Here is a 15806-nt window from a genome sequence, read left to right as displayed (position 1 = left end):
CTCGATTAAAATGGGCGCGGTTAGCATCCCCAACGCAACGCGCCGGTTGCAACAGGCGAATCCCACAAGGAAAATTCCTCGTCACTGAGGAAAGCGAGCGTGACAGAAAGGCCCTGCATGTCGAGCGACGTGGCATAAGTGCCAACAAGCGAGCGCTCGATCCGCAGGCCGTAGTTGACCATGAACCGGTGGGCAGTGTTGTAGGCGAGATAGAGTTCGGCTGGTGGCGTGCCGCCAAGCCCGTTGACGAAAAGCAATGCCTTGCCGGCGGTTCGGGCGATGTCATTGAAGACCGTTTCGCTCAGATGCCTGACGATCGTGTCGGCGTCGGAGAAGGGCTCCCTCGAGTGGCCCGGCTCCCCGTGAATGCCGACGCCCATTTCCATTTCGCTCGGTCCGAGCGCGAAGGTTGTGCGCTGCGTGTGCGGGACCGCCACGCCAGTAAGGGCAACGCCCATCGATCGGATACGGGGAGCAAGACCATCGCCAAGGTTTTTCAGTTCGGCGAGCGTCATGCCTCGTTCGGCCGCGGCGCCAAGAAGCTTCTCCACGATCAGAGTACCGGCGACGCCTCGGCGCCCGCGCCTGTCGCCTGTCCCTGCCGTCTCGATGTCGTCGCCGACGATGACCGTTTCAATTTTGTGGCGGCTAGATGCTATCTCTGCTGCCATTTCGAAATTCATGACGTCGCCGTCGTAGTTTTTCACCACCAACAGGCATCCGGCCCCTGTGTCCGCCTCTTCGATGGCGCTTGTGATCTGACTCGGCGTGGGAGACGTGAAAATATGTCCGACGCAAGCCGCATCGAGCATGCCGCGGCCGACGAAGCCTATGTGCATTGGCTCATGACCCGCGCCGCCGCCTGATATGATCGCCACCTTGCCCGGAACCATGTGGCGACGGCGGATAAATTTGCGGTCGACGCCGAACACAACGAACTCCTCATGGGCGCGCACAAAGCCTTCGACGCTCTCGGCGACCATGGTTTCTGCCGTGTTGATGAACTTCTTCATCAAGCCCCTCCCAAGGCGATGATCGTCTCAGTCTTGTCGCACCCAACCGTAACGCCGTTCACTCCGGCGGTCCGGAAATTGCTGCTATCTTCTGCACCAGATCGGCGATTGCTTCCTCCAGCAGCCGGTTGCGTCGCTCGTCGCCGAAATCAGGGACCATGAGTGAAAGATGCCGCAGTTTTTCCGAGGCGCCAAGCTCAGGCAGTTTACCGGGATGCGCATTTTGGTAGGCCTCCAGAAAACGCTCCTGTTCGGCGGCGCTGACATGACAAACCCGGAAGATCGTCGCGAGATGCCGCGCGGGTAGAGGCGTCGCGTAGGTCGGGCTTGTTATCTGCGTGACGAAGCTACGATGCTTGCCTAGTTCCGTGGCCAGCCGCTGACGGGTTCCGGAAGGTCGGTTGTCGATGATCTGCGCCAGAATTGATTTGTAGGCGATAATGGCGTCTTCGGTTTCTTCGCGCGCCATCTTATTCTCCGGCTGCCTTTGTCCCATCGGCGTTCAAACCGACGATCGCCGATCTTATCGCGGGAAGTTGAGCGGGCGCCATGGAAAAATGCCGGATGCCGACGGCGAGCAGTTCTGCCGTCAGGCGCGGATCGCCGGCCATGTCGCCGCAGATGCTGAGCGGTTTGCTGCCGGCAAGTTTCACGGCATAAGAGAGCAGGCGCAGTACAGCCTGCGCGGCCTTCCCGCGATGTGCGGCGAAATCGGCATCTTCGCGGGTCGAGGCGGCAAGATACTGCGCAAGGTCGTTGGTGCCGAATGAAAAGAAGTCCGCGCCTTCGAACTGCTCGAGCATGAGCGCGGCGGCCGGCACCTCTACCATCATGCCAATCGAAGGCAGGCGGTGCGGCACGCCCCGGCGCGCAAGCTCGGCCGCCTCTTCTCGAAAGATCTGCCGCATATCATCGACTTCCGACGGAAAAGTCACCATCGGCAGCATGACGCGCAGATTACCGAAGATGGCTGCACGCAACAATGCACGTACTTGAACGCGCGCAATCTCAGGTCGGGCAAGAAGAAGGCGGATACCGCGCAATTCGGGCGAAGTTGCGAGGCCTGAGAGTGGCTTGTCGCCGCCGACATCCAGCATGCGGATCGTCACCCCTCTGCCGCCGGCCCAGTCAAGGATGCGACGGTAGATGGCGAGTTGCTTCTCCTCGTTCGCGGCATCGGCGAGCGAGAGCAGTGCGAATTCGGAGCGCATCAATCCGATGCCGGCTGTCGTCACTGCCGCGATCCCGTCGATTTCGTCGGGGGCGTTGAGGTTGATAGACAACAGAATTTGCGCACCATCCGCTGTCTGCAGCATCCCGTTGTCTTCAGCCGGCACTGTGCTTGATGCTGTAAGCTCGGGTCGGATTGGCGCTGCGCCCTCCTTGTCCATCTGAAGGACGATCACGCCTGCATCTCCGTCAACGCGTATATGTTGGCCTCCGGCGATGACGAAACGTCCTGCGCTGATAACCATTGGGACCGACCGTGATCTGGCAAGAAGAGCGACATGGCCCACGGCACTGCCGGCGTAGAGCGCAATGCCGCCGCCCGCAGACCAGTCATGTGCGAGGAAACGGCTGGGCTCCATGTCCTTGCCGACATAGATAGACCCGGCCGGAAAGTCCTTTACCGGCGTCCCCGTCAGCGCCGCCAGCACGCGATTTTTGACGTCCAGAATATCGACGGCGCGTGCCTGCGTCTGTTCTTCTTCAGCACTGTCCAGTTCATGGATGTACCCATCGAGTGTCCCAACCCACGCGAATACGACATTCTCGCCCGCATCGATACGCGCGCCTGCCACTTCGGCGATCGTCGGATCACGAAGCACTTCGAGCTGAAAATCGATGATGTCGCCGCCTTCTGCGTCGGTGCCCGCGGCAAGGTTCTGAAGCTCGTCGATAGCGGTTTCGATGGCCGCTGCCAGCTCTGCGTGCCCTGAAACGGCCGATTGCGACGGGGCACCGGCGGCCGGCGGTTCCGCGATATAGGCCGGCCCGGATGCTACCCCCGGTGAGGCTCTGGTGGCTTTCAATCTAAGCGGTACGGCCATGTTTCTTTTCTTCATCGAAGTTGCGCTCGATGAGGTCCTTCAGTGCCCGGATTGCCTCTTCTGCCAGGATTCCGTCGGCGCGGATTTTCAGCATGGAACCCTTGCGGATCTTAGCGCCCATGATTTTGATGATGCTCTTGCCATTCAGCCAGACGTCGCTGCCATTGACCGCGACTTCGATCGAGCAGGGAAACGACTTTGCCAACCGCGTGAACGTTACCGAGGGGCGGGCGTGCAATCCTACCCCGTGCTTCACTTCGACCTCCGTCTGGCAACTGGCATGCACTTATTCGGCCTCCCGGTTTCTTATGCGCAATTCGCCGCTCATCAGGGTGACAGTTCTTCTGCTGTCGCCACAACCTTTGCCAGCGATGCCCCGCCGGAGGCCTCGGCAGCCGCGATGACCGCGCCTTCCACCACCGGAGCATTGCAGATCGAGATGAGTTTTGCGCGCGGCAAACCGAGCATTTCGATGGCCATCTCGCTGTTGGTTTCGGCCCCGCCAAGGTCAACGAACACGGCGACCCCTGCTTCTGACCAGGCCTCTTCTATTGCCGTCAGGATGCCGCCGGCATCCGTGCCGAGCTCTCCGTGACTATTGCCGCCCGACCAGGCGAGCGGCACGCTGTCGCCCACCATCTGCCGCACCATGTCGGCCGTGCCTCGCGCGACCAGCGGCGAGTGGGAGACGATCACAATCCCGACGTTTGGGGTCTTCTCACTCATGCCGGGCCATGCTCCTCAAGGTAACGGCAGATAGCAATTGTCAGAAGAGCGCAGCTCGATGCGCCCGGATCAACGTGGCCGATCGAACGCTCTCCAAGATAGGCTGCCCGGCCGCGCATGGCCTTCATGGCGGCGGTAAACCCTGCGGAAAGCTCCGCCCGACGCACGATATCGGTCAATGGCGAATGGTGCGCAAGCGCATCTTGCACAGGGTACAGCACGTCGAGCAGGGTCTTGTCTCCAGGGTGCGAACGCCCGCGACGGGCAACGGCATCAATGGCCTGCTTTAACGCCAAGGAAAAGTCCTGTCCTGCATCCGATTTGCGAAGCTCGCGCCCCATTTCCATTAGCAGCGTTCCGTAAAGCGGGCCGGCCGCACCGCCTATGCTCATCACCAGTGTCAGGCCTATCCTTTCCAGCGCGTCAGGCAGCGGAAGGCTTGAAACCGCTGCCTCTTCGGCGCTAACCGCTTCACAGCCGCGCCGCATATTGGTTCCATGATCGCCGTCACCGATTGCGCGATCCAGCGCGCAGAGATGATCGCTATTTGCCGCAATCGTCGCACGGCAAACTTCAATCAATCCCGCAAGAAGAACCGGTTCTGCCTGCACCTGTTGTCCTCCCAGCAGCAGCGCCAGCTATGTCAGCGATGCCGCAACTTCAAATACGTTTGCCACAGCCACCGCGCCTGGATCCGGCACTCCCTCCAGATCCTTCTCTCCAACGTAAGAGGCGCGGCCGGCCTTTGCCTTTCGCATTGCCTTCGTCGACTCGGCGCCATCCGCTGCAGCCCTTGCAGCGGCCGCGATGTCACCTGACGTCAAGGCAGAGAGCGCTGGCGCCAGTGCATCGACCATCGTGCGGTCGCCGACGCCCGCGCCTCCATAAAACGTCATCCGATCGAGCCCGGCAAGTAGAGCGACAGCTAAATCAGCCTTGTCCGCCATGGCCTTGGACGCGGCCGTAAAGAAGATCGAGAGCAGCACGCCGCTCGAGCCGCCCATGCTCGTACTCAAGATCTCACCGATCGACGCCATGGTGGCAGCAGGATCCTTCAGCTGCAGCGTGTCGATGCGGGAAAGAATGCTGCGCGCTCCCGTCGCCACGGTGGAACCCGTATCGCCGTCGCCGACGCGGCTGTCCAGGCGATTGAGCTCACTCTCGAGGGAAATCAGATGCTTGCACAGCGCCGTCAATAGACGACGTATCCGATCGTCGTCGCTGGGAGACGTCGCTGCATGCCGCGCGGATACTCGCGGTGCAGGAACAATAGCGATCTCGTGCCGTTCGGTGGCCGGTAGCCATGCATGCGGCTCGACCGCAGCCTTCAGTGCGGCTTCGCGAGCAGCATCCAACCGGATCAGTGAAAGTGAGAAGCCGTTCATATTGAGCGCGGTCATCATCGGTCCCGGGCCGACAATCAGTCGAACACGGCCGGAAAGAGGTGAGGACAGCACGGCATTGGCGATAACGCCCATCTCAAGCGGTGGCACCGCGCCAAGGTTGTTGATCAGCAGTGCATAATTTTCTGCCTCGTCAACCTTGGCCGCCAACCGATTGGTCATCGTGGTCACCAGATCGGCAACCGGCTGTAGCACAATGCGTTCCACCCCTGGCTCGCCGTGGATGCCAAGGCCGAGCTCTCCTTCCTCGGCGCCAAGCCGATCTTCATGCGCCTGGCCGGGCACGCTGCAGGTCGAAAGCGACATGCCGAGCGAAACGATGTCGCGTGCTGTGGCCGCCGCCTGGGCTGCAACCGTCTCTAGGTCAGCGCCGGCTTCTGCGTGATAGCCGGCGATCTTGTGCACGAACAGCGTACCCGCAACGCCACGCGGCTGGTTGATGCCAGGAATTGCGATGTCATCGGCAACAATCACCATCTCGACGTCGAACCCTTCGGCACGCGCTTTTTCGGCGGCAAGGCCGAAGTTCAGACGATCACCCGTATAGTTCTTGACGATCAGGAGAGCGCCCTTGGGGCCGGTGACCGCGCGGATGGCTGTCAGCACCGCATCGACGCTGGGCGAGGCAAAAATCTCGCCGGATACAGCCGCAGTGAGCATGCCCTTGCCGACGAAACCGGCGTGCGAAGGCTCGTGACCGGCTCCGCCGCCGGAGATGATTGCGACCTTTGACTTATCCCAGTCCGCGCGCAGGATCACCTTGATCTCGGGGAAGGTATCCAAGCGGGCAAGTCGACCGGCGCTGCTTGTCAGGAGCAGGCCGTCCAGAGCTTCGGTAACGATGGTTTCGCGGCGATTGAAGAAATGTTTCATGGAGTGATACCCGTCTTTTCGTGCCAGTGCTTTCGTTCGTTCCGTTGCTTATCCGAGGCGTTGGCCGCTGGCGTCGAAATAGAGCGGATCGCGCAGCGTCAGGCTTATTCGATCACCTGGCCGGATCGTAAGATGTGGATCGGCGAGCGTGACGAGTTTATGGTCATGCACCTGGATGTGCAGGTGATTCTGGTCTCCCAGGTGTTCGATCCAGTCGACTTTGGCATTGGCGTTCGCGTCGACAATGATATCGAGATGCTCTGTTCTTGCGCCGATCGTCTTAGTCCCGAGCGGCGGATTGGCGCCAGGCAAAAGATCGGCGGGCAATAGGTTGATGTGCGGCTGGCCAAGACGAGCAGCGACATGAAGACTGGCAGGATTGCCGTAGATTTCGCGGGGCGTTCCGACCTGCAACAGCCTTCCTCCCGCAACAATACCGATCCGATCCGCCATCGTCATGGCTTCGACCTGGTCGTGGGTTACATAGAGCAACGTCGAGCCGAGCTCTTTCTGGATCCGCTTGAGTTCCAGGCGAAGTTCCGCACGCAGCTTTGCATCGAGCGACGAGAGTGGCTCGTCCATAAGATAGATGGCGGGACGGCGCACCAGCGCCCGCCCGATCGCAACGCGTTGCATTTCGCCACCCGACAGTCGTGTCGAACGGTTCTCCAGCTTATGGTCGATCCTGACCATGCGCGCAATTTCCCGCACGCGTCGGTCGATTTCTTCGCTGCTGAGCTTGCGCACTGGCGCTCGTAACGGGAAGGCAAGGTTGTCGTAGACCGTCATGTGCGGATAGAGCGAATATTGCTGGAAGACGAATGCGACGTCCCTGTCGGCCGGAGCTTCGCTTGTGACGTTGCGACTGCCTATCTCGATGCGGCCGCTGTCGGGGCGCTCCAACCCGGCAATCAGGCGCAGTGTCGTCGTCTTCCCGGCACCCGTTGGCCCGAGCAGGACGACGAACTCACCGTCACGGATCGAGAGGTCCAAATCAGCGAGAGCCTGTGTGTCGCCAAACCGCTTGTTGAGGCCTTTAAGAACGACGTCAGCCATGTCATGCCTCCGAATAAAGTGCCGAAGCAATGGCGCGACCCGACTTGCACTCGAACAGCGCGAGCTTGGCCGGGTTGAACTCAAGACCAACCGTCTCGCCGATACGAAAGTTGCGATTTGCCGGGACGCGAGCCTTGATGACGCCGCTCGACGTCTCGATTGCTACAACCTGATTGGTCCCGAGATATTCGCTGCCGTAGACCGCTCCACGCAAAGGTGAGGCATCGCTGAAGCGAATATGTTCGGGCCTGATCCCAAGCGCCAGTTCGGCTTCCGCCAAGTCCTGGTGTACCTCGGGAACGCTGACATCGACGCCTTGAAGCGATATCGACCGCGCCCCCGTCCGAAGGCCTGAGGTGAAGCGCATGAAATTCATCGGCGGTGAGCCGACGAAATCCGCGACATACATGCTGGCTGGCTTGCTGTAGATTTCCTGCGGCGTGCCGAATTGCTCGATGACACCATGGTTCATGACCGCGATCTTGTCGGCCATCGCCATGGCTTCGTGTTGATCATGTGTCACGTAAACCGTCGTCGCATGGATGCGGTTGTGCAGTTCGCGCAGTTCGTGGACCATGACTTCGCGGAATTCAGTGTCGAGCGTGCCGAGGGGTTCGTCCATCAGGAAGCACTTCGGGCGGCGCACGATCGCCCGGCCGAGAGCCACGCGCTGGCGGTCGCCGCCGGCAAGTCCGGAAACGGATCGGTCGAGGATATGATCGATCTGCAGCAATCGCGCAGTTTCCTCGACGCGCTGGCGGATTTCCCGCTTCGGCATGCCTTGGGAGAGCAGGGGAAAGCCGATGTTCTTGCGCACGTTCATATGCGGATAGAGCGCAAAAAGCTGGAACACGAAGGCTATGTCCCGGGCACTGGCGCGATTGAAGGTGACGTCTTCGTTGGCAAGATGGATCTTGCCGCTGGTCGGAAGTTCAAGTCCGGCAATCATACGAAGTGTCGTCGTCTTTCCGCAGCCAGACGGTCCGAGCAATGCCAGGAATTCGCCATCCTGAACGTGGAAGGTCGAATCCTGCACCGCGACGAAGCTGCCGAATTGCTTGCGGAGGTTTTCGATTTTGATGTCCGCCATGGCTCACTCCGGGAACTTCGAGACGATGATGAACATGGCCGTGCCTGCGAGCAGCGTTACCAGTGAATAGGTATAGAGAACCAGCAGGAACGGTTGGAAGAGCATGAGAAAACCGATCGCAATCAGTGTGGTTGCGATGTTTTCCATCGGACCGCGGCGCAGGAAGAAGGGACGCTTAGGGCGGGAAGGGCGCGGTGTTTCGATGAGATGCGTCATTTGCGGACCGCTCCGAAGGTAATGCCACGCAAGAGCTGCTTGCGCAGGAGAATAGTGAAGACGAGGATCGGAATGAGAAAGATCGTCGTTCCCGCCGCGACTGCCGGCCAGTCCTGACCGCCCTCGCCGATGATGGTCGGAATGAAGGGTGGCGCCGTCTGAGCTTCGCCCGATGTCAGCAGGGCAGCGAAGGCATACTCATTCCAGGCGAAAATCAGGCAGAAGATCGCGGTGGCGGCGATGCCCGTGGTCGCCTGCGGCAGGACAACCTTCCAGAAGGCCTGCAGCCGGGTATAGCCGTCGATCATTGCGGCTTCCTCGTATTCCCTCGGGATCTCGTCGATGAAGCCCTTGAGCAGCCAGACTGCAAGCGAGACGTTGACAGCCGTGTAGAGCAGGATCATGCCCAGCGCCGTATCTGAAAGGCCAAGCTCGCGGTACATGAGATAGATCGGGATGGCGACGGCGATGGGCGGCATCATTCGCGTCGACAGGATGAAGAATAGCAAGTCGTCGGCAAGCGGCACTCTAAAGCGGGAGAAGCCGTAGGCGGCGAGCGTTCCCAGAAAGACCGCCAGGAACGTCGAGCCGAAGGCAATCACCAGCGAGTTGACGAAACGCGGCAGGAAGTTCGAGGGGCCGGCGATCACCATGTTTCGCTTGCGTGTCACCTCGTCGCATGTACCGGTCGGCACGGGTAGGGAGGCGATGTATTCCGGCGTCTGCCGTGTCCTGGTCGTCAGAAGGTTGCAATAGCCTTCCAGCGTCGGTGTAAAAACGATCTTGGGAGGGTAGCTGATGGAATCCGGCGGCGACTTGATGCTGGTCAGGAAAATCCAGACGAGCGGGATCAGGGTAATCAAGGCGTAAAGGATCACGATAACGCCGGCGATGCGTTTGCTGGTTGGGCTCGGTTCTACGACCGAATGGGCTGAGGTAACGGAGCTCATCGTTGCTTCACCCTGTTGAGTGCTTTGACGTAGATGTTGGCGAGGCCGAACACGGCCACGAAGAGGACAATGGCGAAGGCAGAGGCCCGACCTGTTGCCCAGCTCTCGAAGGCAGCACGCTTCAGCGTGATGGAGGCGACTTCGGTGGTTGAACCCGGGCCACCGCCGGTCAACAGCGTGACCATGTCAAACATCTTGAAGTTTTCGATGCCGCGGAAAAGCACGGCGAGCATGATGAAGGGGAGGGCCATTGGCACGGTGATCGACCAGAACTGACGCCATGCGGAGGCGCGATCGACCTCGGCAGCCTCATAAATGTAGTCCGGAATAGAGCGCAGACCTGCAAGGCATATCAGCATCACGTAGGGGGTCCACATCCAGGTATCGACGATGATGATCGCCCAGGGTGCCAGCGAGACGCTGCCGAGCATCTGGATGTTGGCTGTCGGGATGCCGGTGAGGAGAGAGACGGCGTAGGCGAAGAGGCCGATCTGTGGCTCGTAGAGGAAGCGCCAGAAGTTGCCGACGACGGCCGGAGACAGCATCATCGGGATCAGGATCAGCGTTGTCCAGAACGCGTGGCCGCGAAACTTGCGGTCGATGAGATAGGCGAGCGTGAAGCCAATCACCGTCTGCAGCAGGATCGTCCAGAAGACGAAGTGCGCTGTCGTCTGCATCGCCTGCCAGATGTCGGGGTCGGTCAGGACACGCTCGTAATTGTTCAATCCGACGTTCAGGACCGGCGCATTCGGACGATTGGCGCGATAGTTCGTAAACGAGAGATAGATGGCCCAGATGAGCGGGAAGATGTTGATGGCGAGAAGAAGGATAATGGTGGGGGCGATGAACACCCAGGCGATCGCTCGGTCGGACAGGCCACGGACGCGGTGAGCGACCGAAGTCGGCGTCGCCCTTGCGGTCGCGTCAGCTGCATTCTCGACCACGGATGAAGAGGAAATGTTCAAGATGTCACCTGGTGTTTGCGTATGTGAGACATCAGGCGGCCCGGCAGTCTTGGCGATCCGGGCCGCCGTTCTGGCAAGGATGTTCCGCGTCAACTTGAACACTAGATCTTGCCGTCGTCCTTGAAGACTTCCGACCAGTCCTTCACCAGCCCATCGAGCGCTTCCTGAGCGGTGCCGTTGCCGGCCACGACATAGTTGTGCACGCGCTTCTGCATATCCTGGAGGAGGGTTGCATAGCTCGGCTCGGCCCAGAAATCCTTGACGATCGCCATCGAGTCCAGGAACGCCTGGGCATAGGGCTGGCTGGAGGCAAAGTCCGGCGCGTTCACGACCGATTTCAGGCAGGAGTAGCCGCCAAGTTTCCACCATTTAGCCTGGACTTCAGGCTGGGCGAACCACTTGATGTACTGCAGAGCGGCGTCCCTCTTGTCGGAATAGGAGACGACGGAGATGCCCTGTCCGCCAAGCTGAGCGAAATGCTTCTTTTCGGCAGGATTGGGGAAGAAGCCGATCTTGTCGCCGCCGACCTTCTCGTCCTTGTAGAGGCCTGGCCAGGTAAAGGCGAAGTTCATCTGCATCGCGACTTGGCCGGATTTGAAGGCATCGGCGGACTCGACCATGTAGACGTTGGAGCTACCGGGCGGGGTGCAGCAATCGTAGAGTGCCTTGTAGAATTCCAGACCTTTTACCGCATCGGGCGAATTGACGAAGCCTTGCATTTGATAGGGCTTGTCCGGGTTGTCGTACTGGAAACCCCAGTCGTACAGCACGTTCGTCACGCCCATGGTGATGCCCTCAGAGCCGCGTTCGGTGTAGATCGACGCCCCATAGACGGTTTTGCCGTCGATTTGACGCTTCTGGAAAAATTCGGCAATCTGCTTCAGCTCGTCGTAGGTCTTCGGCGCCGAGAGATCCCAGCCATACTTTTCCTTGAATTCCTTCTTCAGTTCCGGCCGCTCGAACCAGTCCTTGCGGTAGGTCCAGCCGACCACGTCGCCCATGGCAGGCAGCGCCCAGTAGTTCGGCGTATTCTTCGGCCATTCTGAGTAGCCCACCACCGTCGCCGGCACGAAGTCATCCATCTTGATGCCTTCCTTGTCGAAGAAGTCGTTGAGCTTGACGTAGTGACCGTTTTCCGCCGATCCGCCGATCCACTGGCTGTCACCGATGATCAGGTCGCAGAGTTTTCCGTGGGAGTTCAATTCGTTGAGGAAGCGGTCCGCGTAACTCGTCCAGGGCACGAACTCGAATTTCATTTCGGTGCCGGTCTTGGCAGTGAAATCTTTTGAGAGTTCGACAAGCGCGTTCGCCGGGTCCCAAGCAGCCCAGCAGAGTGTCAGTTGGTCGGCTTTTGCGAGATTGGGCAGCGCTGACGACATGATGAATGCCGAGGCCAACCCGATAAGAGCTTTCGATTTCCTTTGCATAAGTTCCTCCCAGAACTAAAGGCCGGCCGGGTTCCCTGCCGACGTGCAAGCTCACCACTTTCAGAGAATGCCTACATGAGGTCCCCAATCTTCATGTTTAGCAATATGTTTAGTGATAGACATTTTTATAAACATTGCAAGTGGCAATCGTTGTTGCAGTGCACATGTGTACGGGACGCACCCGGCCGTCTTCTTCGGCCGGATCCCAATTGTCGTTGCCGGAGGCGTCTCTCTCCCGCTTGGATTGCTTCCGGCCCTACCGGTGCGTGCGCCTGCAACGGTACGCTCGCCTGAGAACAATCGAGCGGTGCGGTTCTCATCTCGGCGCCAGATAAACGACGAATCGGAAGAGTTTCATATGGAGTTCAACAGCAAGGCGGTGGTGCCAAGTGATTGTCTCTCTTGCCTGTCGGACGTTCGGCGTATATATTGGTAAAATGCCTACCAATTCATCCGAAGCATCTTCACATTCACACATTCCGATGGATGCGCTGAGCGAAGTTTTGCAAGACTTTCGCCTAAGCGGAGTCAGCTATGGTCGCTGCGAGCTGCGACATCCGTGGAACATCGCTTTTCCGCAACAAGCGTTTCTTCGCTTTCACTTTGTCAGCCAAGGTCCATGTTGGATCCATACCGAAGCAGAGGGTTGGCAAGAGTTGCGCGAGGGCGATCTGGTGCTGCTTCCGCAAGGCACCGCTCATCGGCTTGCCAGTGCGCCGGATGTTGTCGGGGACTCGCTCGATGGTTGCCAGGTGACCAATCTGGGGAGCAACGTGTGCGAAGTGGTGAGAGAAGGAACTGGCGCGGCAAGCACTCTTTTCTGCGGCTCCATGGCCCTGGGAGCCTGTGCGCTAAACCCTCTGATCACGCTGATGCCAGCGATCATCAAGGGCTGCGACGTGGCCGGCAATGACCCAATTGTGGGACCCTTGCTAGCGGCTATGACGGCGGAGGCGGCGCAGCCACAAATGGGCAGTGCCACCATCTTGTCACGAATGGCCGACCTGCTGACCGCCCGGCTCATCCGCTGTTGGGTCCATTGCACTGGTGCCTCGACCACGGGCTGGCTTGCCGCCATCCGCGACCCTCATATCGGCCGCGTCCTCGCGGCCATGCACCGAGACCCTGGCCATAACTGGACCCTCGAAAGCCTCGCCGGCTTGGCAGGTCAATCACGCTCGATTTTCGCCGAGCGCTTCAGCGCTATATTGGGGGAAGGACCGGCACGTTATCTCGCGCGTCTTCGCATGCAGCTTGCCGGTGAGTTGTTGGGCCAAAATGGTATGTCGGTTGCCGAGGTCGCAGCCCGTTTGGGTTATGAATCCGAAGCATCCTTCGCTCGCGCGTTCAAGCGCATCACGAACGTCTCGCCGGGTGTTGTGCGTCGCACAAATTCCGGACGAATAGACATTAATTTCGGATTCTAAGATACATTTCATCCGAACGGATTGGTCTATGAAGGTATCCAAACCTTGGAGATCTTCAATGACGGATACAACAATACAGCTTGATGGCGCAGCGGAAGACGTTGATGCTATCGCGCCGGTCGCATGGAGCGCGAATACCTGGTTCGCGGTTCTTTCGCTGGCAGCGACCAGCTTTGCGCTGGTGTCAGCCGAATTTTTGCCGGCAGGCCTGTTGACACCGATGGCGCGCGATCTCGGCATCAGCGAGGGAACCGCCGGGCAGGTCGTCACCGCGACGGCCTCCGTAGGCGCCGTGACGGCCTTGTTGAGCAATGTTCTTATCGGCAGATTGAACCGCAAGACAGTGCTGGTTGGTCTCAGCGGCCTGGCAATCGGCTCCAATATCCTGGCGACGGTGGCGACCGATTTCTGGATACTATTATTGGCCAGAGCGGGGCTGGGTATCGCTATCAGCTCTTTCTGGGCACTTTCAGTTGCAGTCGTCGCGAGACTGGTGGGCGCCAATGCAACAGGTCGGGGCATGGCTATCGTCACCCTCGGCGTCTCACTCGCTACCATCGCTGCACCGTCGATGGGGGCGTTGATCAGTGACTGGTTGGGCTGGCGCAGTGCAATGGCGATTACTGCAGGACTGGCCGCGATTGCCATGCTGCTGCAGCTACTCAGCCTGCCGACTTTGCCTGCAACGACAAGCAACAGTCTTGCCGATGTCTTCAGGCTAACTCGGCGTCGTGGGGTTCAGCTCGGTATGCTTGCTATTCTCATGCTGATGACAGGGCATTTTGCCGGCTCGGTTTATGTCCGCCCCTTCCTCGAACATGTGACCCTCCTCACAACTGGCCCAATTGCTCTGGCGTTGCTCGGATTTGGCATCGCTGCGGTCATCGGTAACATCGCAGGCGGTCGCATGGCCGACGCCAATATCCACATGGCTCTCGCAGTCACGTCCGCATTGATGGCATTTGCGGCGCTCGCATTGGTACTTTGGGGTTCCCACATCGGCGTTGCGTTCGGCTTCGCCACGCTTTGGGGTTTTGCCTTTGGCATGGCTCCTGTGGTGCTGCCAACCAACTTATCCCGCGCAGCGACTGATGCGCTGGAAGCAGCGGGCAGTCTGATGGTCGTTTCCTTCCAAGTCGCTATCACCATCGGCGCCGTTGTCGGCGGTTATGTCGTAGACACTTATGGCGCTACGGGACCCTTGGCTCTAACTGCTGCGCTTGGCGCATCGACCCTGGCGCTGGCGCTGCTACAACCCCGCAGTTGAGCTTAGCTTCCGGCGGAGAAACCAGACGCCAGTCTGCATGTCGATGCGATAAACGGACTTCATGCTAGAGGCTTTAGGGCGCCGCGCCGAGGAGGTGCTACTGAATCCTACCATATTCAGGGTCTGCGCCGAAATCTATACCGAATACCTTGCCCGACTGGATGCGCCCACGCAGCCCAATGAGCGCTTGAAACGCACCATGTCGACCAAAGCGCCGCGGGATGAGGCGTGACTCTCAACGCACCCATCCCACTGGCCGGTCATCACGAGCTGGCAGAGTTCAATTCCAACGTCCCTGACCTGGATGACTAGCTGCGTCGCCGCGCTCGCACCAATCGGGCAGGTGGCACGTCGCGTACCTTCGTCGGGTGTGGGGGAAGCCGCGTCATCGCGCATTACGCACTCAAATTTATTCAATTACTGAACGTTCGTGTTGCAGATTCTACACTCATATCGAAAAACGAGCGTGTGAAGAGCCTATGTGGACGCTACTTTTCGCTGTACTTTTTTAGGAATATGCTATTGAGCGGATTAGGCCCATGATCGGCTACACCGCTTTCAGGTGCATCTTCATGAATTTTGACCGACATGCCGATTGAGCAGGGCGCGCCTTGCTCAAGCGAATGGCTTTGACTTTGGGTAGTTTTGTATGTCCCGCGCGAATAAGTCCCTCTCCTTCAAGACCCTGACATCTGTTGTGTTCCTTTCCTCGCCGCTGTTTGCATTTTCCGCAATCGCGCAAGAACAGCCTACACCCGCTGCTGCCAATACGCCTTCAAGTACTGGTTCCGCTGAAGGGACCGCTGCCGCGGCGAGCGAACAACAGCCGGCACCTCAGGCCCGGGTTCAGAAATTCGACGACTGGTATTATCGTTGCATCGATGGAAAAGCTGCGGACGGCTCGGCAACGACGAGCTGCGAAGTCGCGCAAATTGCGACGGTCAAGCAGGGCGATCAGGACGTTAACATATTGACGCTGGCGGTCGCCAAGGCGCCGGCTCCTGCCGCAACAGACAAGAAGGCAGCGAAGCAGCCTCCAAACGAGCTGGTTCTGACGACGCTTGTACCGCTCAACATGTATCTGCCTGCCGGCATCGGTATCGATGCAAGTGACAAACTGGTCGTGCAACTAGCTTACCGCAACTGCAACCAGGCTGGCTGTTGGGCGCAACAGAAGCTGGACGGCAAGATGGTGTCAGCACTTGCCAAAGCTACGGATGGTACCGGTCACGTGCAGATGATGAATGGCCAGAAGGTCAACATCAAATTCTCGTTGAAGGGATTGTCTGCGGCGTTGGACGCATTGCAGAAGCCCGCCTCGAAGTAAGCGGACGGCGGGAAT

General features: G+C 59.2%; 16 protein-coding genes and 1 pseudogene. 4 read left to right on the top strand and 13 right to left on the bottom strand.

Features of this window, described 5'->3' with window-relative positions:
- Positions 1 to 20: 20 nt before the first annotated feature.
- The 13 genes from AB8B29_RS34555 to AB8B29_RS34495 all read right to left on the bottom strand — a co-directional run bounded on the left by AB8B29_RS34555 (position 21) and on the right by AB8B29_RS34495 (position 11770).
- Entirely contained in the window at positions 21 to 1013 is a 993-nt protein-coding gene (locus AB8B29_RS34555) for a dihydroxyacetone kinase subunit DhaK (RefSeq protein ID WP_037198052.1), read from the bottom strand.
- 58 nt (positions 1014 to 1071) lie between these two features.
- On the bottom strand, positions 1072 to 1482 hold the full coding sequence (locus AB8B29_RS34550; protein ID WP_037198054.1) for a hypothetical protein: 411 nt from the start codon (positions 1480 to 1482) through the stop codon (positions 1072 to 1074).
- 1 nt (position 1483) lies between these two features.
- Positions 1484 to 3064, bottom strand: a complete 1581-nt coding sequence (locus tag AB8B29_RS34545; protein WP_439007129.1) for a putative PEP-binding protein — start codon at positions 3062 to 3064, stop codon at positions 1484 to 1486.
- Positions 3048 to 3350 (bottom strand): HPr family phosphocarrier protein, encoded by a 303-nt coding sequence (locus AB8B29_RS34540; protein WP_037198056.1) that lies wholly within the window; start codon positions 3348 to 3350, stop codon positions 3048 to 3050. Before AB8B29_RS34540 ends, AB8B29_RS34545 begins: the two co-directional genes overlap by 17 nt.
- Positions 3351 to 3391: 41 nt before the next feature.
- Positions 3392 to 3790, bottom strand: a complete 399-nt coding sequence (gene dhaM, locus AB8B29_RS34535; protein ID WP_037198058.1) for a dihydroxyacetone kinase phosphoryl donor subunit DhaM — start codon at positions 3788 to 3790, stop codon at positions 3392 to 3394.
- Positions 3787 to 4401, bottom strand: a complete 615-nt coding sequence (gene dhaL / locus AB8B29_RS34530; protein WP_439007128.1) for a dihydroxyacetone kinase subunit DhaL — start codon at positions 4399 to 4401, stop codon at positions 3787 to 3789. The genes dhaM and dhaL overlap by 4 nt, the downstream gene beginning before the upstream one ends.
- A 27-nt stretch (positions 4402 to 4428) precedes the next feature.
- Entirely contained in the window at positions 4429 to 6066 is a 1638-nt protein-coding gene (locus tag AB8B29_RS34525; RefSeq protein WP_439007127.1) for a dihydroxyacetone kinase subunit DhaK, read from the bottom strand.
- 48 nt (positions 6067 to 6114) lie between these two features.
- Positions 6115 to 7122: an ABC transporter ATP-binding protein gene (locus tag AB8B29_RS34520; RefSeq protein ID WP_047563191.1), complete on the bottom strand. Its 1008-nt coding sequence runs from the start codon at positions 7120 to 7122 to the stop codon at positions 6115 to 6117.
- Between the two features lies 1 nt (position 7123).
- Positions 7124 to 8212: an ABC transporter ATP-binding protein gene (locus AB8B29_RS34515; protein ID WP_439007126.1), complete on the bottom strand. Its 1089-nt coding sequence runs from the start codon at positions 8210 to 8212 to the stop codon at positions 7124 to 7126.
- Between the two features lie 3 nt (positions 8213 to 8215).
- Positions 8216 to 8428, bottom strand: a complete 213-nt coding sequence (locus AB8B29_RS34510; RefSeq protein ID WP_016555186.1) for a hypothetical protein — start codon at positions 8426 to 8428, stop codon at positions 8216 to 8218.
- Complete coding sequence (locus tag AB8B29_RS34505; RefSeq protein WP_037198072.1) at positions 8425 to 9378, bottom strand: carbohydrate ABC transporter permease; 954 nt, start codon at positions 9376 to 9378, stop codon at positions 8425 to 8427. The genes AB8B29_RS34510 and AB8B29_RS34505 overlap by 4 nt, the downstream gene beginning before the upstream one ends.
- Positions 9375 to 10343 carry a carbohydrate ABC transporter permease gene (locus AB8B29_RS34500; RefSeq protein WP_037198175.1) on the bottom strand — a complete coding sequence of 323 codons (969 nt, stop codon included), beginning with the start codon at positions 10341 to 10343 and terminating at the stop codon, positions 9375 to 9377. Before AB8B29_RS34500 ends, AB8B29_RS34505 begins: the two co-directional genes overlap by 4 nt.
- 101 nt (positions 10344 to 10444) lie before the next feature.
- Positions 10445 to 11770 carry an ABC transporter substrate-binding protein gene (locus tag AB8B29_RS34495; RefSeq protein ID WP_037198074.1) on the bottom strand — a complete coding sequence of 442 codons (1326 nt, stop codon included), beginning with the start codon at positions 11768 to 11770 and terminating at the stop codon, positions 10445 to 10447.
- A gap of 437 nt (positions 11771 to 12207) precedes the next feature.
- Here AB8B29_RS34495 and AB8B29_RS34490 point away from each other — a divergent pair, with 437 nt between their 5' ends.
- The 4 genes and pseudogenes from AB8B29_RS34490 (at position 12208) to AB8B29_RS34475 (ending at position 15791) form a co-directional block, all read left to right on the top strand.
- The gene (locus AB8B29_RS34490; protein ID WP_037198076.1) at positions 12208 to 13197 is read left to right on the top strand and encodes an AraC family transcriptional regulator; all 990 of its coding nucleotides are present in this window, start codon (positions 12208 to 12210) and stop codon (positions 13195 to 13197) included.
- Between the two features lie 58 nt (positions 13198 to 13255).
- A complete protein-coding gene (locus tag AB8B29_RS34485; RefSeq protein ID WP_037198077.1) occupies positions 13256 to 14464 on the top strand; it encodes an MFS transporter in 1209 nt (402 codons plus the stop codon).
- Positions 14465 to 14516: 52 nt separating this feature from the next.
- Positions 14517 to 14696: pseudogene (locus AB8B29_RS34480) on the top strand (DUF1778 domain-containing protein); the annotation flags it as partial.
- Between the two features lie 417 nt (positions 14697 to 15113).
- Positions 15114 to 15791, top strand: coding sequence for an invasion associated locus B family protein (locus AB8B29_RS34475; protein ID WP_439007125.1), 678 nt, complete (start codon positions 15114 to 15116; stop codon positions 15789 to 15791).
- The last annotated feature ends 15 nt before the right edge of the window (positions 15792 to 15806 follow it).

It is taken from the genome of Rhizobium sp. 11_C7_N12_5 (genome assembly GCF_051811145.1).
GTDB classification, from domain to species: Bacteria; Pseudomonadota; Alphaproteobacteria; order Rhizobiales; family Rhizobiaceae; genus Rhizobium; species Rhizobium lusitanum.
This window is presented reverse-complemented; position numbering and strand designations above follow the sequence as displayed.